15 protein-coding genes and 1 riboswitch are annotated in these 20082 nt (G+C 72.5%); of the genes, 9 read left to right on the top strand and 6 right to left on the bottom strand.

Annotation, left to right across the window (positions count from 1 at the left end; translation table 11 throughout):
* Positions 1-58 precede the first annotated feature (58 nt).
* Positions 59-841, bottom strand: a complete 783-nt coding sequence (locus ACFZBX_RS26755) for an enhanced serine sensitivity protein SseB (protein WP_391536329.1) — start codon at positions 839-841, stop codon at positions 59-61.
* A gap of 190 nt (positions 842-1031) precedes the next feature.
* A riboswitch (glycine riboswitch) is annotated at positions 1032-1138 on the top strand.
* A gap of 219 nt (positions 1139-1357) precedes the next feature.
* On the opposite strand from ACFZBX_RS26755, the gene gcvT reads away from it, so the two are divergent.
* The 5 genes from gcvT (at position 1358) to ACFZBX_RS26730 (ending at position 6607) form a co-directional block, all read left to right on the top strand.
* On the top strand, positions 1358-2479 hold the full coding sequence (gene gcvT / locus ACFZBX_RS26750) for a glycine cleavage system aminomethyltransferase GcvT (protein ID WP_391536328.1): 1122 nt from the start codon (positions 1358-1360) through the stop codon (positions 2477-2479).
* Between the two features lie 96 nt (positions 2480-2575).
* Entirely contained in the window at positions 2576-2962 is a 387-nt protein-coding gene (gene gcvH / locus ACFZBX_RS26745) for a glycine cleavage system protein GcvH (RefSeq protein WP_391536327.1), read from the top strand.
* Between the two features lie 80 nt (positions 2963-3042).
* Positions 3043-4311 carry a serine hydroxymethyltransferase gene (gene glyA / locus ACFZBX_RS26740; RefSeq protein ID WP_391536326.1) on the top strand — a complete coding sequence of 423 codons (1269 nt, stop codon included), beginning with the start codon at positions 3043-3045 and terminating at the stop codon, positions 4309-4311.
* A gap of 188 nt (positions 4312-4499) precedes the next feature.
* Complete coding sequence (locus tag ACFZBX_RS26735; protein ID WP_391536325.1) at positions 4500-5867, top strand: L-serine ammonia-lyase; 1368 nt, start codon at positions 4500-4502, stop codon at positions 5865-5867.
* A 161-nt stretch (positions 5868-6028) separates the two neighbouring features.
* Positions 6029-6607, top strand: a complete 579-nt coding sequence (locus ACFZBX_RS26730; RefSeq protein ID WP_391536324.1) for a CAP family protein — start codon at positions 6029-6031, stop codon at positions 6605-6607.
* Positions 6608-6740: 133 nt separating this feature from the next.
* Here ACFZBX_RS26730 and ACFZBX_RS26725 read toward each other — a convergent pair whose 3' ends face one another.
* Positions 6741-6980, bottom strand: coding sequence for a VOC family protein (locus ACFZBX_RS26725; protein ID WP_391536323.1), 240 nt, complete (start codon positions 6978-6980; stop codon positions 6741-6743).
* A gap of 356 nt (positions 6981-7336) precedes the next feature.
* On the opposite strand from ACFZBX_RS26725, the gene ACFZBX_RS26720 reads away from it, so the two are divergent.
* Positions 7337-7894 (top strand): DUF4240 domain-containing protein, encoded by a 558-nt coding sequence (locus ACFZBX_RS26720; RefSeq protein ID WP_391536322.1) that lies wholly within the window; start codon positions 7337-7339, stop codon positions 7892-7894.
* A 407-nt stretch (positions 7895-8301) separates the two neighbouring features.
* Here ACFZBX_RS26720 and ACFZBX_RS26715 read toward each other — a convergent pair whose 3' ends face one another.
* From ACFZBX_RS26715 to ACFZBX_RS26700, 4 genes are all read right to left on the bottom strand, one after another.
* A complete protein-coding gene (locus tag ACFZBX_RS26715) occupies positions 8302-8799 on the bottom strand; it encodes an ATP-binding protein (RefSeq protein ID WP_391536321.1) in 498 nt (165 codons plus the stop codon).
* Between the two features lie 192 nt (positions 8800-8991).
* Positions 8992-10263, bottom strand: a complete 1272-nt coding sequence (locus ACFZBX_RS26710; protein ID WP_391536320.1) for an Ig-like domain-containing protein — start codon at positions 10261-10263, stop codon at positions 8992-8994.
* A 174-nt stretch (positions 10264-10437) separates the two neighbouring features.
* Positions 10438-11658: an Ig-like domain-containing protein gene (locus tag ACFZBX_RS26705; RefSeq protein WP_391536319.1), complete on the bottom strand. Its 1221-nt coding sequence runs from the start codon at positions 11656-11658 to the stop codon at positions 10438-10440.
* Positions 11659-11892: 234 nt separating this feature from the next.
* Entirely contained in the window at positions 11893-13290 is a 1398-nt protein-coding gene (locus ACFZBX_RS26700; RefSeq protein ID WP_391536318.1) for an Ig-like domain-containing protein, read from the bottom strand.
* Positions 13291-13960: 670 nt separating this feature from the next.
* Here ACFZBX_RS26700 and glgX point away from each other — a divergent pair.
* The 3 genes from glgX to ACFZBX_RS26685 all read left to right on the top strand — a co-directional run bounded on the left by glgX (position 13961) and on the right by ACFZBX_RS26685 (position 19977).
* Positions 13961-16177 (top strand): glycogen debranching protein GlgX, encoded by a 2217-nt coding sequence (gene glgX / locus ACFZBX_RS26695; protein WP_391536317.1) that lies wholly within the window; start codon positions 13961-13963, stop codon positions 16175-16177.
* A gap of 84 nt (positions 16178-16261) precedes the next feature.
* Positions 16262-18112 carry an ABC transporter ATP-binding protein gene (locus ACFZBX_RS26690; protein ID WP_391536316.1) on the top strand — a complete coding sequence of 617 codons (1851 nt, stop codon included), beginning with the start codon at positions 16262-16264 and terminating at the stop codon, positions 18110-18112.
* A complete protein-coding gene (locus tag ACFZBX_RS26685; RefSeq protein WP_391536315.1) occupies positions 18109-19977 on the top strand; it encodes an ABC transporter ATP-binding protein in 1869 nt (622 codons plus the stop codon). Before ACFZBX_RS26690 ends, ACFZBX_RS26685 begins: the two co-directional genes overlap by 4 nt.
* Positions 19978-20082 lie beyond the last annotated feature (105 nt).

The raw sequence follows: 20082 nt of genomic DNA, 5'->3' as shown, positions 1-20082 counted from the left end.
ACCGCCACCCCGCCCGCACCCCGTCCGGCGGATGCCGGGGGGACGGCCGGAGGCCGGATCAGCCCCGCACGTAGAACGGCGCGACCCGGTTCACCAACCAGTCGACCACCGGATCGTCCGCGAGGTCGAGCAGTACGAGGTGGACGCCGCCGGGCAGCGGCGCGGTTCCCAGCGCCCGCCCCAATGCCCCGTTCACCGCAACCGGGTCGGCCGGGGCCAGCGGATCCAGCTGGACGCCCACGAACATCACGGTCGGCTCGCCCTCGACGCTCGCCAGCGCCCGCCGCGCGGTCAGCACTCCCGGCAGCGCGGCGAGTTCGCCGCGGCAGGCGGCCAGGAACGCCTCCGGGTCCTCCCCCGGCACCGGCTCGCGCAGCGCCACCCGGCCGCCCTGCGGCGCGTCCGGGTCGCCGTCCCAGCGGTCCTCGCGCGGCCCGCGGCGCAGCTCCGCCACGCCCTCCGGCGGCACCGGGATGCCCACCGCCGCCTCGGGGTTGACCGCGATGCCCACGCCCAGCGGCAGGCCGCGGGCGAACTCCCAGACCGGGGCGACCGCGAAGGCCATCCCCGGCGCCTGCTGGAGGAACACCTCCTGGGAGGAGAACACCGGGACATAGGGGTCGCCGGCCAGTTCGATCGTCGGCAGGTCCAGCGATCCCCCCTGCGGGTCGCCGCCCGACGGCAGCGGGATCCACACCTGGCTGCGCGCCAGCACCTCGATCACCCGGGGGGTGGCACCCGGGTCGCCGAGCGCGGCGGTGAGCACCTGCTCCAGCTCGTTGGCCGGCCACGCGCCGCCCGGCGGCGCCGACTCCGGCCCGCCCCACCCTTGCTGCTCCACCGGGTACCCCATCCGCCGCCGTACCGTCCTCTGCTCTCCGATGCCCGCAGCCTAGCGTTTCGGCCCCCCGCGCCGGGCTGCCAGGCCGGACGTGAGGGAGTCCCCCCTCCCCTCATCCGTGCGGACGTGCCATGATGTGCGCGTCTGCGGTGGCATCCACCCAGGCCCCTCCAACTCCATACCGGCCGCTCGAACCCGCGCGGGAGAGTCCGGAGCGCCCCCGTCAGGAGGCCCAGCCGGCGCCGAAGGAGCAAGTCCTCCCCGGAATCTCTCAGGCACCCCTACCGCACGGGTTAGGCACATCTGGAAAGCGGCGCACGGCCCTGCCGTCCGCCCACCCACGGTGCAAGCCGCCATGCTGTCCCTTGCAGGGCAGGTGGACGGTGAAGCTCTCAGGTTCGACGACAGATGGGGAGACCCAGCCGCCGCATGCCCGCGCGCAGGGTCCACCGCCCCTGAGCAGGGTCGGCCCCGGCGCGCGCACCCCTGAGTGCCCCGACCGAGGAGTTCCTGGCCATGTCGTCCCTCCGCCTCACCGCGCTCGACGCGCTGCATCGCGCCCTCGGCGCCACCATGACCGACTTCGCCGGCTGGGACATGCCGCTGCGCTACGGCAGCGAGCGCGAGGAGCACCTCGCCGTCCGCACCAAGGCGGGTCTGTTCGACCTCTCCCACATGGGCGAGATCACCATCACCGGCCCGCAGGCCGGCGAGATGCTGGACCACGCCCTGGTCGGCTTCGTCTCCGCGCTCGGCGAGCTGCGCGCCCGCTACACGATGATCTGCGCCGAGGACGGCGGCATCCTGGACGACCTGATCGTCTACCGCCTGCGCGAGGACGCCTTCCTGGTCGTCGCCAACGCCTCCAACGCCCAGCTGGTGCTGGACGAGCTGATCGCCCGGGCCAAGGGCTACAACGCGGTGGTCTCCGACGACCGCGACGCCTACGCGCTGATCGCCGTCCAGGGCCCGGAGTCCACCGCGATCCTGGCCGGCACCACCGAGGCCGACCTGCCCGGCCTGAAGTACTACGCGATCCTCCCGGCCCAGGTGGCCGGCCGCGACGTGCTGCTCGCCCGCACCGGCTACACCGGCGAGGACGGCTTCGAGATCTTCTGCAACCCGGGCGACGCCGAGCAGATCTGGCGGGCGCTGACCGAGGCAGGCGCCGACCGCGGCCTGATCCCCTGCGGCCTGTCCTGCCGCGACACGCTGCGCCTGGAGGCCGGCATGCCGCTGTACGGCCACGAGCTGTCCACCGACCTGACCCCGTTCGACGCGGGCCTGGGCCGGGTCGTGCGCTTCGACAAGACCACCAACGAGGGCGCCTTCGTCGGCCGCAAGGCCCTGGAGCGGGCCGCCGCCGAGGCCGAGGCCAACCCGCCGCGGGTGCTGGTCGGCCTGGTCTCCGAGGGCAAGCGGGTGCCGCGCGCCGAGTACACCGTGGTCTCCGCCGACGGCGAGCCGATCGGCCGGATCACCTCCGGCGCGCCCTCCCCCACCCTGGAGAAGCCGATCGCGATGGCCTACGTGGACGCGGCCCACGCCACCCCCGGCTCCACCGTCGCGGTGGACGTGCGCGGCAAGCACGAGCCGGTCCAGGTCGTGGCGCTGCCGTTCTACAAGCGCGCCCGCTGACCCTTCCCCACCTGTTTCCCCCGCTTTCCCCCGCGAGGAACGTCCGCGCGCCGGGCCGCTTCGTCGTACCCGCTTCCCATCCTGGAGAATGACGCCATGAGCACCAACCCCCAGCACCTGCAGTACACCGAGGAGCACGAGTGGCTGACCGCCGCCGACGCCGACGGTGTATCCACGATCGGCATCACCCAGCACGCCGCCGACGCCCTCGGTGACATCGTCTACGTGGAGCTCCCCGAGGTGGGCGCCACCGTGACCGCCGGCGAGACCTGTGGCGAGCTGGAGTCGACCAAGTCGGTCAGCGACCTGTTCTCCCCGGTGACCGGTGAGGTCACCGAGGTCAACGAGGACGTCAAGAACGACAACAGCCTGGTCAACGGCGAGCCGTTCGAGGGTGGCTGGCTGTTCAAGGTCCGCGTCGAGTCGACCGGCCCGGTGCTGACCGCCGACGAGTACACCGCGCTCACCAACCCCTCGGCCTGAGCCAGCGCCGGGGCGGCCGCCGCACCGCGGCCGCCCCGCGCCCGGCCCTCCTCCCCCTCTCCTCCCGGGAAGACCCCACCATGACGGTTCTGAACCAGTCCCTGCACGCCCTCGACCCGGAGATCGCCGCCGCGGTCGACGCCGAGCTGCACCGCCAGCAGACCACCCTGGAGATGATCGCCTCCGAGAACTTCGCCCCGGTGGCGGTCATGGAGGCCCAGGGCTCGGTGCTGACCAACAAGTACGCCGAGGGCTACCCCGGCCGCCGCTACTACGGCGGCTGCGAGCACGTCGACGTGGTCGAGCAGATCGCGATCGACCGGATCAAGGCCCTGTTCGGCGCCGAGCACGCCAACGTCCAGCCGCACTCCGGCGCGCAGGCCAACGCCGCCGCGATGTTCGCGCTGATCAAGCCGGGCGACACCATCCTGGGCCTGAACCTGGCCCACGGCGGCCACCTGACCCACGGCATGAAGATCAACTTCTCCGGCAAGCTCTACAACGTGGTGCCGTACCACGTGGACGGCAAGAGCAGCCAGGTCGACATGGCGGAGGTCGAGCGCCTCGCCAAGGAGCACCGGCCGCAGCTGATCATCGCCGGCTGGTCCGCCTACCCGCGCCAGCTCGACTTCGCCGAGTTCCGCCGGATCGCCGACGAGGTCGGCGCGCTGCTGATGGTCGACATGGCCCACTTCGCCGGCCTGGTCGCCGCGGGCCTGCACCCCAACCCGGTGCCGTTCGCGGACGTGGTCACCACCACCACCCACAAGACCCTGGGCGGCCCGCGCGGCGGCGTCATCCTCTCCAAGGCCGAGCACGCCAAGAAGATCAACTCCGCGGTCTTCCCCGGCCAGCAGGGCGGCCCGCTGGAGCACGTCATCGCCGGCAAGGCCGTCGCCTTCAAGGTCGCCGCCTCGGAGGAGTTCAAGGAGCGCCAGCAGCGCACCCTGGACGGCGCCCGGATCCTCGCCGAGCGCCTGCTGCAGGCCGACGTCACCGAGGCCGGCGTCTCCGTGCTGTCCGGCGGCACCGACGTCCACCTCGTCCTGGTCGACCTGCGCAACAGCCAGCTCGACGGCCAGCAGGCCGAGGACCGGCTGCACGAGGTCGGCATCACCGTCAACCGCAACGCCATCCCGAACGACCCGCGCCCGCCGATGGTCACCTCCGGCCTGCGGATCGGCACCCCGGCGCTCGCCACCCGCGGCTTCCAGGCCGAGGACTTCCGCGAGGTCGCCGACATCATCGCCGAGGCCCTGAAGCCGGCCTTCGACGAGGGCACCGCCGAGGCGCTGAAGGCCCGGGTCACCGCCCTGACCGAGAAGTACCCGCTCTACCCGAACCTGTAGGTCCTCCCGTTCGGCGGCCGGTGACCGGGCTCACGCCGTCCGGACACCGGGGATTCCGGGGCACCGCGCACACTGGAGAGTGCGCGCGGTGCCCCGTCCCGTGTCAGCCGCCGACCGCGCCCCTCCCGCCACCGCCGTCCTCCCTCCCTGCCGGCACCACCCACGAGACCAGACAAGGACGTCCCTCCGTGGCCATCAGCGTCTTCGACCTCTTCTCCATCGGCATCGGTCCGTCCAGTTCCCATACGGTCGGCCCGATGCGCGCCGCCCGGATGTTCGCCCGCCGCCTGAAGTCGGAGGGCCTGCTGACCGAGGTGACGGCCGTCCGCGCCGAGCTCTACGGCTCGCTGGGCGCCACCGGCCACGGCCACGGCACCCCGAAGGCGGTGCTGCTGGGCCTGGAGAACCACTCCCCGCGCACGGTCGACGTCGACCAGGCCGACCGCGACGTCGAGCGGATCACCGCCGAGAAGCGGATCAACCTGCTCGGCGTCCACGCCATCGACTTCGACCCGGACAGCCAGCTGGTGCTGCACCGGCGCCGCTCGCTGCCGTACCACGCGAACGGCATGACCCTGTGGGCCTTCCGGGCCGACGGCTCCACCGCGCTGGAGAAGACCTACTACTCGGTCGGCGGCGGCTTCGTCGTCGACGAGGACGCCATCGGCGCGGACCGGGTCAAGCCCGACGACACCGCGCTGAAGTACCCCTTCCGCACCGGCGAGGAGCTGCTGCGCCTCACCCGGGAGACCGGCCTGTCCATCTCCGGCCTGATGCTGGAGAACGAGAAGGCCTGGCGCACCGAGGAGGAGATCCGCGCCGGGCTGCTGGAGATCTGGCGGGTCATGCAGGAGTGCGTCCGGGCCGGCATGTCCCGCGAGGGCATACTCCCCGGCGGCCTCAAGGTGCGCCGCCGCGCCGCCGCGGCCGCCCGCGCGCTGCGCGCCGAGGGCATCGGTCCGGCCAACGCGATGGAGTGGGTGACCCTCTACGCGATGGCGGTCAACGAGGAGAACGCCTCCGGCCGCCGGGTGGTCACCGCCCCGACCAACGGCGCGGCCGGCATCATCCCCGCCGTCCTGCACTACTACCTGAACTTCATCCCGGGCGCCGACGAGGACGGCATCGTCCGCTTCCTCCTCGCCGCGGGCGCGATCGGCATGCTCTTCAAGGAGAACGCCTCGATCTCCGGCGCCGAGGTCGGCTGCCAGGGCGAGGTCGGCTCCGCCTGCTCGATGGCCGCCGGCGGCCTCGCCGAGGTCCTCGGAGGCAGCCCCGAGCAGGTCGAGAACGCCGCCGAGATCGGCATCGAGCACAACCTCGGCCTCACCTGCGACCCGGTCGGCGGCCTGGTCCAGATCCCCTGCATCGAGCGCAACGGCATGGCCTCCGTCAAGGCCGTCACCGCCGCCCGGATGGCCCTGCGCGGCGACGGCCGCCACCACGTCTCCCTCGACAAGGCGATCAAGACCATGAAGGAGACCGGTGCGGACATGAAGATCAAGTACAAGGAGACCTCGCGCGGCGGCCTCGCCGTCAACGTCATCGAGTGCTGACGCCTCCCCCGGCACGTCCCCCGGCCCGTTCCCCCGGCGGCGCACCGGGCCGGCCGCACGCTCGCCCGGGCGGGTGAACCCCTCCGGGGCCCGGACACCCCGGGCCCCGGAGGGTGCCATGGTGACCGGGACAGCACCACACGAACCCCGGGGGAACGTGCATGACCAGCACCCGCTTCGGCGTCCGCACCCTCACCACCCTGCTGCTGGCCGCCGCCGTCGGCGCGGCCGGCACCGGGCCGGCGGCGGCACGCGCCGCACTGCCGGACGCCACCGACGAGGCCTTCGCCGAGGACTGCCTGCGTGCCCACAACGAGTACCGCGCCCGCCACGGCGTCCCGGCGCTGACCCTGGACCCCACCGTCCAGGACTACGCCAGGGCCCGGGTCGCCCGGCTCTCCACGTACGAGGGGCTCTCCGGCGGCCACGACGGCCTCGACCCCGCGTACGGGGAGAACCAGTCCTGGTTCGGCAACAGCGCCGCCGTCCGGGCCGGCTGCCGCCAGGCCGTGGACAGCTGGTACGGGCAGCACCGGAACTACGACTACCAGCGGCCCGGTTTCGCCAACTCCACCGGCCTGTTCACCCAGGTGGTCTGGAAGTCCTCCACCCGCCTCGGCTGCGCCCGCGCCTTCGGCCACGGCAGCACCTGGTACGAGACGTACGTCGTCTGCAACTACGGCCCGCCGGGCAACGTCATCGGCCAGTTCCCGGAGAACGTCCTGCCCCCGCGCGCCTGAGCCGGCGGCTCCCCCGGTACGGCACCCCGGGCAGGTGGACACCCCACTGCCCGCGGTCCGGCCCGCCCCCGCCCGCCGGCAAACCTCCGCCGCGGCGGCGTCCGGCGGGCGGCCCGGGCGGCGAAGACTGTGGTCACGGCGGCAGCCGCCGTGCGGAGGCCCGGCACAGCGGTTCGTCCGGCGTGAGGTCCTCCTGGTGGGTCAGGAAGGCCCGGACGTGGCCCGAGGGGTCCTTGAGGACGGCCGTGCGGTCGCCGTGGAACATGTCCGTCGGCGGCTGGAGCACCTCGGCGCCGGCGGCCGCGGCGCGCTCGGCGAGGGCGTCCACGCCCGGCACGTAGGCGTGCAGGACGACGCTCGTGCCGCCGAGCACGGACGGGGCGGTGAGCGGCGCGCCGTCCGCGACGTCCCCGGCATCAGGACGGAGCGCCCGATGCCGATCTCCGCGTGCGGCACGCCGCCCCCGGGCGCCTCGATCCGGATGTCCTCGCGCGCCCCGAAGGCCCGCACAGGAAGTCGATCACCGCGGCGGCGTCGCCGACCATGACGTGCGAAACGGCCGCGTACCGGTAGCGCTCGGGAACGAGGCCGTCTCGGCACTGGTCATGACGGTTCCCCCTCGGCAGTCGCCACCGGTCGTCCACCGGCGGCCCGGGGAACACCGTGGAAATTGAAGCCGACTTGAGGTCAAGCGCCCCGCTGTCGGACCCGTCTGCGAAGGTGTGGCCCATGACCACGGAATCCCCCTCGCCCGACCTGCTGCCGCTCGACGCGTTCTGGGCGCTGATCGCGGACGCCGGCGCCCGGGCCGCGTCGGAGCCGGAGTTCGCCGACCGTTTGACCGAACTGCTGACCGGGCGGTCCCGGGACGAGGTCGTCGCGTTCGAGCGCCGGTTCACGGCGCTGCACGACGCGCTGTACCGCTGGGACGTGTGGGCCGCCGGGTACCTCATCGGCGGCGGATGCTCGGACGACGCGTTCATCGACTTCCGCACCGGGGTGATCGCCCTCGGCCGGGACCGGTACGAGCGCGTCCTCGCCTCGCCCGACAGCCTCGCCGGACTTCCGGGGGAGCCTGAGGAGTTGGAGGACCTCTTCGACGAGGCGGCGAACTACGCGGCGACGAGGGCGTTCGAGGCCGTGCACGGCAACGAGGAGGAGTGGCACGAACTGCTCTCGGCCCGCCACCCCGCCGCCCCGCACGAGCCCGTGGGCGAGGACTTCGACTTCGATGACGACGAGGAGATGCGGCGCAGGCTCCCGGGCCTGGCCGCGCTGTTCCTGTGACTTCCCGCGACGCCGCCCGTCGGCCGGCCCCGGGCAGCCCACCCGGAAGCCCGGCAGATAGTGCCGATCATGAATAATCTCAGGCCGCGGCGTGAACCTATGCAAATTCCCAAGGTGAACTAGGTTACAAACCTTGAAATCGAAGCCATCCGGTTTGCCCACATGCTGAGATCCATGCGATAGTCGAAGTGTCCGACGGCGGACGTCACCAACCTGACGCGCACCGCCGTGGGCAGATGACTTCGGCTGGCCCGACCTGGCACGGCCGACGCCCATCGCGCGGCACGCACCCCCTTGGCCGGCGCGATGACTTGCAGGGGCCCCCAGCCACCGGACCACGGTGATGTCGGGGGCCCCGCGTGTTTTCCCGGCCGGACGGCCGCCCCAAGCGCCCGGATCCCGCGCGCTCAGATCCGCTCGCGGACCTTCAGCTCGAACCAGACGCCCTTGCCGCGCGGCAGCAGGTCGGCGCCCCAGCGGTCGGCCAGGTCGTCGACCACCTGGAGCCCGCGCCCGCGTTCATTGGCGGGCACCGGCTCGGCCAGGATCATGCACGGCAGTGCCCGCGAGGAGTCCCGCACCTCCACCCGGACCCAGCCCGGCTTGCGCACCACGTGCAGTCCGATCGTCCGGCCGGCGGCGTGCCGCACCGCGTTGGCGACGAGTTCGCTGGTGAGTAACTCGCCGACCTCCAGGTGCTGATGGAGGTCCCAGGCCTCCAGGGCCGAGAGCACCAGTCGGCGCGCCAACGGGCCGGTCGCCGGCCGGGACGGCAGCCGCACCTCGCGCGGCGTGTCCCGGTCGCACAATCTCCCGACGTACAACTGCTCCAGCTCGTCGGAGCTGAGTCTTTCCAGCGCCGCGAGGGCGTCCTTGAACGGCTCCAACGACACGTCAGCAACCAAGCTGGATCCCGGAAGTGATGACTGATCTGTTTCGCCCCAACCCGCCATGCGGTCCATCATTGCGGAACGCAAGCGGCCGCGTACGGACAATGAGCAAACGATCACGGGTGTTTCGGCATATGCCGCGTGCAACCCGAACCCGCGTTCGGCCAGGTCGGGGTCACTATGCGCCGGGTGTCACCGGGCCGGGTGTCACCAGGCGCTCCAGTCGAGGTTCCAGCCGCCGAGGCCGTTGTCCGGCGCGACCAGGCCGCGGGTGGAGTTCTGCACGGCGACGACGTCCCCGACCATCGACCCGTCGTAGAACTTGCCCGCCGACGTGCCCGGGCCGCCGCCCTCGACGTCCTTCAGGCCCACGCAGCCGTGGCTGACGTTGTCCTCACCGAAGGCGTCGCTCCAGTAGTTGCCGTGCAGATAGGTGCCGGAGGTGGTGAGCCGCATGGAGTGCGGGGCCTGGAGGTCGTAGGGCTTGCCGGTCATCCCGGGCAGAGTGCTGGACCGCATCCGCACCACTCCTTCCTTGGACATCACGACCATGGTGCCGTTCCAGGTCGGGTGCTCGGGCGCGCCGGAGGTGATCTCGACGACCGAGCTCCGGCCGTCCTCGACCACCGTCATCAGGTGCGTCCGGGCGTCAACCGTCGAAATCCGGGATCGCCCGATAGTGAAGGGCTCGTCCCGGTCGACTCCCCCGTAGACGCCCGGTGCGATCTCCACGTTCTTCAGCCGGTACTGGACGGTGACCTTCGTGCCCGGGGTCCAGTACTTCTCTGGACGGAAGTCCAGGCGCTTCGAGCCGAACCAGTGACCCTTCACCGCGGTGCCGTCGCTGGTCCTGAAGGTGATGCCCCGCGCCACCGCCTCCTTGTTCTTCACGTCCCGGTCGAAGGTGACCGAGACGATCATGCCGACGCCGTAGGTGGCGCCGTCGTCGACGTTGTCGCCCGCCTCCGCCTCGCGCTCGGGCGTCAGCGTGGTGAAGCTGCTGTCCGCCGAGGCGACCACGCCGCCGGCGTCGGCCGCCAGCGCGCTCACCCGGTAGGCGGTGCCGACCGCGAGCGGGCCGGACGGGGTCCAGCTCGAACCGTCGGCGGCGAGGGCGCCGGCCACCTCCCGGCCGGCCGGGTCGCTCACCTTGACGGTCGTCAGGCGGCCGCCGGAGACGGCGACCTTGAGCGCACCGGCCGGGGCGACGTCCACCGCGCCGGCCTTCGGCTGGATGTCCACCACGGCCTGCGAGGCCTTGGGTGCGGCGGGCGTGCTCGTGGCGGGTGCGCTCGTGGCGGGCGCACCCGTCGCTGCGGACGGCGCCGACGAGGCCCCCCCGGCCCCGCCCGCGCCGAGCTCCGCCTTGACCGCGCTCCCGCCTCCGTTCCCGGGTCCGCTGCCGCCGCCGCAGGCGCTGGTCAGGACCAGCGCTCCCCCGACCAGACCGGCGGCCATCACCGTGCGTATCGACCTCACCGTCGGCTCCCTCCCTCGCGTTCCGGCGTCTGACAGATACACGCACCGCCCGCCGGAACGGTTGCGCCGTCCGGGGTACGACCTGCCCGGAGAACGCGACCGGCCCGGCCCCCACGAGGGGGTCGGGCCGGTCGTCGCCGCGCCGGGGCCGTCGGGCCTACCGGCGGGTGGGGCCTACCAGTTCGCCCAGCCGACGTTCCAGCCGCTCAGGCCGTTGTCGGGGGCGACGGTCTTCTCCTTGGAGTTCTTGATGACGATGACGTCGCCGATCATCGAGTCGTTGAAGAACTTGCCCGCCACCGAGCTGTCGCTGCCGCCCTTCTCGTCCTGCATCGAGATGCAGCCGTGGCTGGCGTTGATCTTGCCGAACGGGTTCGCCCAGTAGTTGCCGTGCACGAAGGTGCCGGACCTGGTCAGCCGCATCGCGTGCGGTACGTCCTTGATGTCGTACTCGGCGCCGAGGCCGACGGTCTCCGAGTTCATCCGGGTGACCTTCTCCTTGGACATGACCACCATGGTCCCGTTCCAGGAGGGGTTCTTCTCGTCGCCGAGGGTCACCGGCACGGTGTGGCTCGCACCGGACCTGGTCACCGTCATCTGGTGGCTGGCGGAGTCGGCCACCGAGACCTGGGAGCGGCCGATGGTGAACGGCTCGTCCTTGTCGATGTCGCCGTAGATGCCCGGGGAGACCTCGACGTTCTTCAGCCGGTACTTGATGGTGACCTTGGTGCCGGGCTCCCAGTACTTCTCGGGGCGGAAGTCCAGGCGCTTCGAGCCGAACCAGTGGCCCTTCACCGTCGTGCCGTTGCTGGTCTCGAAGGTGATGCCCTGCGCGACCGCGTCCTTGTTCTTGATCTCCTTGTTGAACTCCACCGAGACGATCATGCCGACGCCGTACGTGCCGTTGTCGGCGATGTTGTCGTTGGTGGAGACCTTCTTCGCCGGGGTCAGCGTGGTGAACGAGGTGGTGGACGCGGCCACCAGGCCCTCGGCATCGGTGGCCTGGGCGTTCACCTTGTACGCCATGCCGACGGCCAGCGCGGCGTCGGGCTTCCAGCCGCTGCCGTCCGCGCTGATGGCGCCCGCGACCGGCTTGCCCTCCTTGTCGGTCACCTCGACCGCGGTGAGCTTGCCGTTGGCCACGCCGACCTTGAGCGCGTCCGGGGCGACGTCCTGGGCGCCGTCCTTGGGCTCGACGGACACCACTGCGGCCGAGGTCTTCGGCGTGGTCGCGCTCGGGGCCGGCGCGCCGCCGTCACCGGAGCCCCCCGCGCCCTTGGCACCGGCCGTCGCGGGCGCGTCGCCGCCGCCGGTGTCCTTGTGATCGTCGCCGCCGCACGCCGCGGTGAGCAGCAGGACACCGCCCATCGCCAACGCCACCGCGCTCTGACGCACGCGACGGCGGGTGACGGTGGTACGTATCGCGGCGTCGGCCGCCCTAACCGGCTTCACGGTTTCTCCCCTCCCGGTGTTCATCCTGATGGACGCCCTGTTCGCCCGACGGGTTGCACCGGACCGGCGATCATTCGCACCGGGCTTCCGGCGCGGCAAGCAGGATAGCTGGGCCGAACGGGTGAATCCTGGGGAGGTTACCGGTGAACCCGGGTGAAGATCGTCCGCCCCCGACCGTCAGGGGGCGGCCGTCGGGGACGGGCTCGCCGAAGGGGCCGCGGAGGGGATCGCGGACGGGACCGCGGAAGGCGTCGGGGACCGCGTCGGGGCGGGGGCCACGGACGGGCTCGGGGGCGGACTCGCAGCCGGACTCGCAGCCGGGCTCACCGGCGGGCCCGGGGACGGCGCCGGGGAGGGCTGGAGGGCGCTCCCGGCCACCCACTGCGCCCAGGAGAGGTTCCAACCGTTCAGACCGTTGTTCGGCGGCACCACGTCCCCCGTCGCGGCCCGCACCTCGAACACGTCCCCCGGGATGGTGTGCTCGAACAGCCAGCCCGCCGGGGTCTCGCCGCTCGCCCCGCCCTTGACGTCGGCCAGGCCGATGCAGCCGTGGCTGGTGTTGGCGGTGCCGAACACCGACGGGTTCGCCCAGTAGTTGCCGTGCAGGAAGGTGCCCGAGTTGGTCAGCCGCATCGCGTGCGGCACGTCCTTGATGTCGTACTCGTCGCCCATCCCGACGGTCTGCGAGTTCATCCGGGTGACCTTGTACTTCTCGGACACCACGAGCGCGCCCCGGTACGTCGGGTGTTTGGCGTCCCCGCCCGACACCTTGAGCGTGCGCACCGTCCGGCCGCCCTGCCCGGCCCGGACGGTGAGGGTGTGGGCGTCCAGGTCGACGGTGGACACCTGGGCCCGGCCGACGGTGAACCGGACGTCCTTGCTCTGGGTGCCGAACTCGCCCGGCGCGCCCTGCACGTCCTTGAGCCGCAGCGCGACCGTCACCCTGGTGCCTGCCGGCCAGTACTCGCGGGGGCGGAAGTCCAGCCGCTGGCCGCCGAACCAGTGCGCGGCCACCTCCACCGGCGGGTCGGCGGTCACCGCGATCGCGCGTTCGACCGCGGCGCGGTCGGTGATCGCACGGCTGAACCGCAGCGAGACCGGCATGCCGACGCCGACCGTGGAGCCGTCCTCGGGGGTGAAGAAGGCGACGAAGGTGTGCGAGGGGGCCATCGTCGAGAAGTCGGCGTGCTGGACCGCCCGCAGGCCCTGGTCGTCCTCGGCGACGGCGTCCAGGGTGAACGCGGTGGCCAGCGGCAGCGGGCCGTCCGGGGCCCAGCCGGTGCCGTCCGGGGAGAGCGTGCCGGGGACCTCGCCGCCCCGGGTGTCGGCGAGCCGGACGGAGACCAGCCGGCCCTGGGCGACCGTCACCCGGACCGGGCCCTCGGGCGGCAGGTTCTGGGTGTCGTCGGCGGGTACGGCGGTGATCGTCGCCCTGGACGCCGGCGGCGGGTCGGCCGGCCCTCCGGTCGGGGCGACGTCCCCGCTCACGCCCTCCGGCACACCGTCGCCACCACCGGCACACCCGGCCAGCACCGCCAGGCAGCAGCCCAGCGCCGCCAGCCGCCGTACCCACATCCGGGGCCTCCCACCCTCGCCGTCCAACACCCCCCACAACGACGCCGATCCCCCCATGGACACGCCGCCCCGACCGACCGACTCCCACCCCAACGGAGCAGGAAGTCGGCCCCGCCGACTTCCCACTCCAGCACCCGCCAAAATCTGTAGACCGGTCGACATATTTTGCCCCGGGGGCAGCGGGCACGCACGCGCAGCGGAGTGGGAAGTCGGACCGGCCGACTTCCCGCTCTCCCCACACTCCGGAATCTGTAGACCGGTCGACATAATCCACCCCGACCACGGGCACGCGCCGGCCCGCGGGACTGGAAAGTCGGACCCGCCGACCTCCTGCTCCGGGGCGCCCCGGAATCTGTAGACCGGTCGACATAATCCACCCCGACCACGGGCACGCGCCGGCCTGCGGGACTGGAAAGTCGGACCCGCCGACTTCCCACTCCCCCGCACGCCCGCACGCCCGCACACCCAGGAATCTGTAGACCAGTCGGCATATTCCGCCCCGGGGTGGCGGGGCAGCAGGGCGGGGTGGGGGGCCGGCGGGGCGGGCTTCGCGGGTGTGTGCACGGGCGCCATCTGCCGGTAAGACGGTGTTCAGCCGCTTCCGTCCGGTGTGAACAGGGAATGAGAGTCCGCACGGGGTCCGGGACACCCCGGCAGGGAGGGCAGCGCCATGGCGTCAGGGCAGGAGTCGGCGACCGCCGTACGCGCGCAGCCCGGCGGCGCGGTGCCGTGGCCGGGCAGCCGGCAGCCGCTCGGCGCCCGCTTCCACCCCGGCCCGGACGGCCGCCCCGGCACCAACTTCGCGCTCTGGGCCGGCGGCGCCGAGGCCGTCGACCTCTGCCTCTTCGACGACGACGGCCGCGAGACCCGGCTGCGCCTCACCGAGCAGGACGCCCAGACCTGGCACGGCTTCGTCCCCGGCGTCCTCCCCGGCACCCGCTACGGCTACCGCGTGCACGGCCGCTGGGACCCGTGGACCGGCGCCCGGTGGAACCCGGCGAAGCTGCTGCTCGACCCCTACGCCCGCGCCGTCGACGGCGCCTACACCTCCCACGACGCGGTCTGCGCCGCCGTCCGCGGCTGGCCCGAGGCGGACGTCGCCGACACCGTCAGGGACAACCGCGACTCGGCCCCGTACGTTCCCCGGTCCGTCGTCGTCCGGGACGACGACGACTGGTCCGACGACCACCGCCCCAAGACCCCCTGGGCCGAGACCGTCCTGTACGAGCTGCACGTGCGCGGCTTCACCCTCCGCCACCCCGGCGTCCCGCCCGCCCTGCGCGGCACCTACGCCGGCCTCGCCCACCCCGCCGCCCTCGCCCACCTCACCGGACTCGGCGTCACCGCGGTCGAACTGCTCCCCGTCCACCACCACGTCAGCGAGGACCACCTCCAGTCCCGCGGCCTCGTCAACTACTGGGGCTACAACACCGTCGGCTACTTCGCCCCGCACGCCGGCTACTCCGCCTCCGGCTCGCGCGGCGGCCAGGTCGGCGAGTTCAAGCGGATGGTCCGCGCGCTGCACGCGGCCGGCATCGAGGTGATCCTCGACGTGGTCTACAACCACACCGCCGAGGGCGCCGAGAGGGGCCCCTCACTGTTCCTGCGCGGCGTCGACAACGCCGGCCACTACCGCCTGCCGCCCAACCGCCCGCGCGGCTACGCGGACTACACCGGCTGCGGCAACACCCTGGACACCCGCCGCCCCCCGGTGATCCGGCTGATCACCGACTCGCTGCGGTACTGGGTGCACGAGATGGGCGTCGACGGCTTCCGCTTCGACCTCGCCGCCGCCCTCGCCCGCGGCGGCGGCCCCGGCGGCGACGAGGTCACCACGGACCACCCGCTGCTCACCGCCATCGCCCAGGACCCCCTGCTCAGCCGGGTGAAGCTGATCGCCGAGCCCTGGGACGTCGGCCCGGGCGGCTACCGGGTGGGCGGCTTCCCGCCCCCGTGGGCCGAGTGGAACGACCGCTACCGCGACACCGTACGGGACTTCTGGCGCGGCGCCCGTCCCGACGTCCGGGAGCTCGGCTACCGCCTCTCCGGCTCCTCCGACCTCTACCAGCACGCCGGCCGCCGCCCGTACGCGTCCGTCAACTACGTTACCGCGCACGACGGTTTCACCCTGCGCGACCTCGTCTCCTACGACCGCAAGCACAACGAGGCCAACGGCGAGGGGAACCGGGACGGCACCGACGACAACCGCTCCTGGAACCACGGCGCCGAGGGCGCGAGCGCCGACCCCGCCGTCACCGCACTGCGCCACCGCCAACTGCGCAACCTCACCGCCACCCTGCTACTCTCCGCCGGCGTCCCGATGCTCACCGCCGGGGACGAGTTCGGCCGCACCCAGGGCGGCAACAACAACGCCTACTGCCAGGACAACGAAGTGAGCTGGCTGGACTGGTCGTTGCTGGACGACCCGGCCTGGCGCGGCCTCCACGCGTTCACCGCCGCACTGGTCCGGCTGCGCCGCCGCCACCCCGTGCTCCGACAGCGGGCGTTCTTCTCCGGCCGGGCCGCTTCTCCGGGCGGCCGGCCCGATCTGCTCTGGTTCACCCCGCTTGGCCGGGACATGACCGAGACCGACTGGTTTACGCCGTCCGCATCACTGGGCATGCTCCTGTCGGGAACCGCCATGTCCGAGCGGGACGCCTACGGCCGTCCACTGCTCGACGACAGCTTCCTGTTGCTCCTCAACGCGGGTGCGCGCCCTCTTCCCTTCGTCCTGCCCGGGGCCCCGTGGACGGCCGAAAGCACCCGCTACGAGACCGTCGTCGACACCGCCGCCGAGGGCGGCGACGGCCCCACCGGTCTACACCTCCCGAGCGACACCGTGCTGCTCACCGGCCGCTCGCTGCACCTTTTCCGGGCAACGCCCTGATCCGGCCGCGCACTTGGCCGGTAATCGACGGTTCGTTCGATACCCGGCTGAGCGATAGAGGGTATCCGGCCTATTCTCGCCGCGATGGCCAAGAACCAAGTCCTTGACACAGCCACCGACTCCGTCGCAGTGCCCGGCACCGCGCCTCCCGCGCCGCGCTCGACAGTGCGATCGCTCCTTCGGCTGTGGCCCTACGTCCGTCCGGTCCGCATGCGCCTGGTGGTCTCGGCGACCGCCGCGCTGCTCGCCTCCCTCAGCACTCTGCTCGTCCCGATCGTCCTCGGCCGGATCGTCGACGGCCCGATCGCCGAGCACGACCTCGAAGCCCTCTGGCCCCTCGCGGCCCTCCTGCTCATGCTCGGCCTCTCCGAGGCCGCCTTCTTCCATCTCCGCCGAGTCGTGGTGGCCAGACCGCTGGCCGACGTCGAGACGACGCTGCGCGGCGAGCTCTACGGCAAACTGCAGCGCCTGCCGGTCGCCTTCCACGACCGCTGGGGCTCCGGCCAGTTGCTCTCCCGCGCGATGTCCGACCTGTACGTCATGCGGACCTTCCTGTCGTTCCCGCTGGTCTTCCTCGTCGTCAACGCGCTGACCTTCCTGGCCGGCATCGCGCTGATGTTCACCCAGGACTGGCGGCTCGCCCTCATCACCCTCGGCCCCACCCTCCCGCTGTTCCTGCTCACCCGCCGGTTCGAGTCCCGCTACTCCCGCGCCACCCGCCTGACGCAGGACCGCAACGGCGACCTCACCACCCTCGTCGAGGAGTCCGTCCTCGGCATCCGCATCCTCAAGGCCTTCGGCCGCCACCGCTCGATGGCGGAGCGGTTCCACGAGCAGTCCGCCGTGCTCCGCCGTACGGAGCTGGAGAAGGCCGGCATGCTCGCCAACCTCTGGTCGATCGTCATCGGCCTGCCCGAACTCGCCCTCGGCTGCGCCATCGCCGTCGGCACCTACCTGGTCGCGCACGACGAACTCAGCGCCGGCGCCCTGGTCGCCTTCCTCTCGACCGCGCTCACCGTGCGCTGGCCGATCGAGTCCCTCGGCTGGCTGATGGCCTACTCCAACGAGGCCGCCACCGCCACCGACCGCTTCTTCGAGGTGCTGGACGAGCCCGACGCCGAGCCGGCCGAAACCGTCCACCCCGCCACCACGGCCGTGAAGACCGTCACCACCCCCGACGGCATCCGGTTCACCGGCGTCCGCTTCCGCTACCCCGACGCCCCCGCGGGCACCCCCGACCTGCTCCGCGGCGTGGACCTGCACATCCGCAGCGGCGAGACGATGGCCCTGGTCGGCGCCACCGGCAGCGGCAAGACCACGCTGACCGCGCTGCTCCCCCGCCTCTACGAGACCACCGCCGGCACCATCACCCTGGACGGCCTGGACATCCGCGACCTGGACCGCTCGCACCTGCGCGAGCTGGTCGCGGTCGCCTTCGAGGACCCCACCCTGTTCTCCACCACCATCCGGGAGAACGTGCTGATGGGCGCCCCGGGCGCGGGCGAGGACCGGCTGCGCGCCGCGCTCGCCACCGCCCAGGCCGGATTCGTCGACCACCTGTCCGAGGGCGTCGACACCGAGGTCGGCGAGCAGGGCCTGGGCCTGTCCGGCGGCCAGCGCCAGCGCCTCGCCCTGGCCCGCGCCGTGGTCGGCGACCCCGCCTTCCTGGCGCTCGACGACCCGCTCTCCGCGCTGGACGTGCACACCGAGGCACTGGTCGAACGCGCCCTGCGCGAGGTCCTCGCCTCCACCACCGCCCTGGTGATCGCCCACCGCCCGAGCACCGTGCTGCTCGCCGACCGGGTCGCCGTCCTGGCGGACGGCCGGATCGAGGCGGTCGGCACCCACCAGGAACTGCTGCAGAGCTCGGCGCGCTACCGCGCACTCATGTCGGGCGAGGCCGCCCTCGCCCCCGAGAGGAGCAACGCCCGATGACCACCGCCTGCGAGCCCGTCGACACCCTGACGGAGGACGTCCACCCGCATCCGGCCGGTCCGCACGAGGAGGAGCCGCCCGCCCCGCCGGCCGACGAGGAGGACATCCCCGTCCCGCCCGGCGCACCCGGCGCCCTGCTGCGCTCGCTGCTGCGCCCGCGCCGGGGCCGGATCGCCGCCGCGATGACGGTGATCCTGCTCCAACAGGCCGCCCTGCAGTCCGGACCGCTGCTGGTCGCCCTCGCGATGGACCGCGGCATCCCGGCGCTGCGCGACCACGACTCCGGCCCGCTGATCGCGGTGATCGCCGCATACCTGGGCTGCGCGCTGCTCAGCACGCTGTTCCAGTGGACGTTCATCAGGGTCAGCGCCCGGGTCAACCAGGACGTCCTGATGGACCTGCGCGGCCGGATCTTCCGGCACGCCCAGCGGCTCAGCCTGGACTTCCACGAGCGGTACACCTCGGGCCGGATCATCTCGCGCGCCACCAGCGACGTGGAGGCGCTGCGCGAACTGCTCTCCGAAGGGCTCCAGGAGCTGCTGACGGTCTCCCTGTCGGTCTGCTCCATCTCGGTGATCCTGCTGGTGCTGGACTGGCAGCTCGGCCTGGCCGCGCTGCTCGCCTTCCTGCCGCTGTGGCTGATCACCCAGTCGTTCCGGCGCCGCTCGCGGCTGGTCTACCGGCGCTCGCGCACCGCGGCGGCCTCGCTGATCGTCCGCTTCACCGAGACGATGAACGGCATCCGCCCGGTGAAGGCGTTCCGCCGCGAGCGGACCAACGACGCGGCGTTCGCGGTGGTGAACCAGCAGTCGGCCTCCGCCACCGCGGACAGCCTGCTGGAGGTCGCCCGGTACGGGGGGCTGTCCCGCATGACGGCCAACATCTGGACCACCGGCGTGGTGGTGCTCGGCGCCTACCTGGTCACCGACGGCTCGACCGAGCTGGGCGTGCTGACCGCCTTCGTGCTCTACCTGCACCGGCTGTTCGAGCCGATCGACCAGCTGGCGATGTTCCTGAACAGCTACCAGTCGGCCGCCGCCGCGCTGGAGAAGATCGCCGGCCTGCTCGCCCACGAGCCCACCGTGGCCGAGCCGGCGGCGCCCCGGGAGCTGCCGGCCTCGGCCATCAAGGGCCGGGAGGTGCACTTCGAGAAGACCCGGTTCGCCTACCGGACCGGCGCGGAGGTGCTGCCGCCGTTCGACCTGCTGCTGCCGGCCGGGCAGACCGTCGCCGTGGTCGGCGCCACCGGCGCCGGCAAGTCGACGGTGGCCAAGCTGCTCGCCCGGTTCTACGACCCGACCGAGGGCCGGATCACCCTGGACGGGGTGGACCTGCGCGACCTGACCGGACCGGAGCTGCGGCGCGGGGTGGTGATGGTGACCCAGGAGTCCTTCCTGTTCTCCGGCACGGTCGCCGAGAACATCGCCATCGGCCGTCCGGGAGCCTCCCGGGCCGAGATCGAGGAGGCCGCCCGGGCGATCGGCGCGCACGACTTCATCGCCGAACTGCCGGACGGCTACGACACCGACGTGCGCAAGCGCGGCGGGCGGATCTCGGCCGGGCAGCGGCAGCTGGTCGCCTTCGCCCGCGCGCTGCTCGCCGACCCGGCGGTCCTGATCCTCGACGAGGCCACCAGTTCGCTGGACGTGCCCGGCGAGCAGGCCGTGCAGCAGGCGATGCGCACGGTGCTGGCCGGCCGGACGGCCGTGATCATCGCCCACCGCCTCTCCACCGTGGAGATCGCGGACCGGGTGCTGGTGATGGACCAGGGCCGGATCGTCGAGGACGGCACCCCGCGCGAGCTGATCGACGCCGCCGGGCGCTTCGCCAAGCTGCACCAGGCCTGGCGGGACAGTCTGGTCTGACGCCCGACACCCCTTAGGTAACAGTCCATAGGCCCTTTCATCCATTACCGAAAGGGCCTATGGTCGTTCCCGGGTTCACCGCCTCGGGATCACGAAGGGGAACGA

Origin of the sequence: Kitasatospora sp. NPDC008115 (genome assembly GCF_042957205.1) — a bacterium.
Taxonomy (GTDB): Bacteria; Actinomycetota; Actinomycetes; order Streptomycetales; family Streptomycetaceae; genus Kitasatospora.
Note: the sequence above shows the minus strand (reverse complement) of the source record. Positions and strands in the feature narration are given on the sequence as shown.

Excerpts from the sequence above, each read along its gene's own strand:
- gcvT (WP_391536328.1), top strand. The coding sequence starts at position 1,358 with ATGTCGTCCCTCCGCCTCACCGCGCTCGACGCGCTGCATCGCGCCCTC.
- gcvH (WP_391536327.1), top strand. The coding sequence starts at position 2,576 with ATGAGCACCAACCCCCAGCACCTGCAGTACACCGAGGAGCACGAGTGG.
- glyA (WP_391536326.1), top strand. The coding sequence starts at position 3,043 with ATGACGGTTCTGAACCAGTCCCTGCACGCCCTCGACCCGGAGATCGCC.
- ACFZBX_RS26730 (WP_391536324.1), top strand. The coding sequence starts at position 6,029 with ATGACCAGCACCCGCTTCGGCGTCCGCACCCTCACCACCCTGCTGCTG.
- ACFZBX_RS26720 (WP_391536322.1), top strand. The coding sequence starts at position 7,337 with ATGACCACGGAATCCCCCTCGCCCGACCTGCTGCCGCTCGACGCGTTC.
- ACFZBX_RS26700 (WP_391536318.1), bottom strand. The coding sequence starts at position 13,290 with ATGTGGGTACGGCGGCTGGCGGCGCTGGGCTGCTGCCTGGCGGTGCTG.
- glgX (WP_391536317.1), top strand. The coding sequence starts at position 13,961 with ATGGCGTCAGGGCAGGAGTCGGCGACCGCCGTACGCGCGCAGCCCGGC.
- ACFZBX_RS26690 (WP_391536316.1), top strand. The coding sequence starts at position 16,262 with ATGGCCAAGAACCAAGTCCTTGACACAGCCACCGACTCCGTCGCAGTG.
- ACFZBX_RS26685 (WP_391536315.1), top strand. The coding sequence starts at position 18,109 with ATGACCACCGCCTGCGAGCCCGTCGACACCCTGACGGAGGACGTCCAC.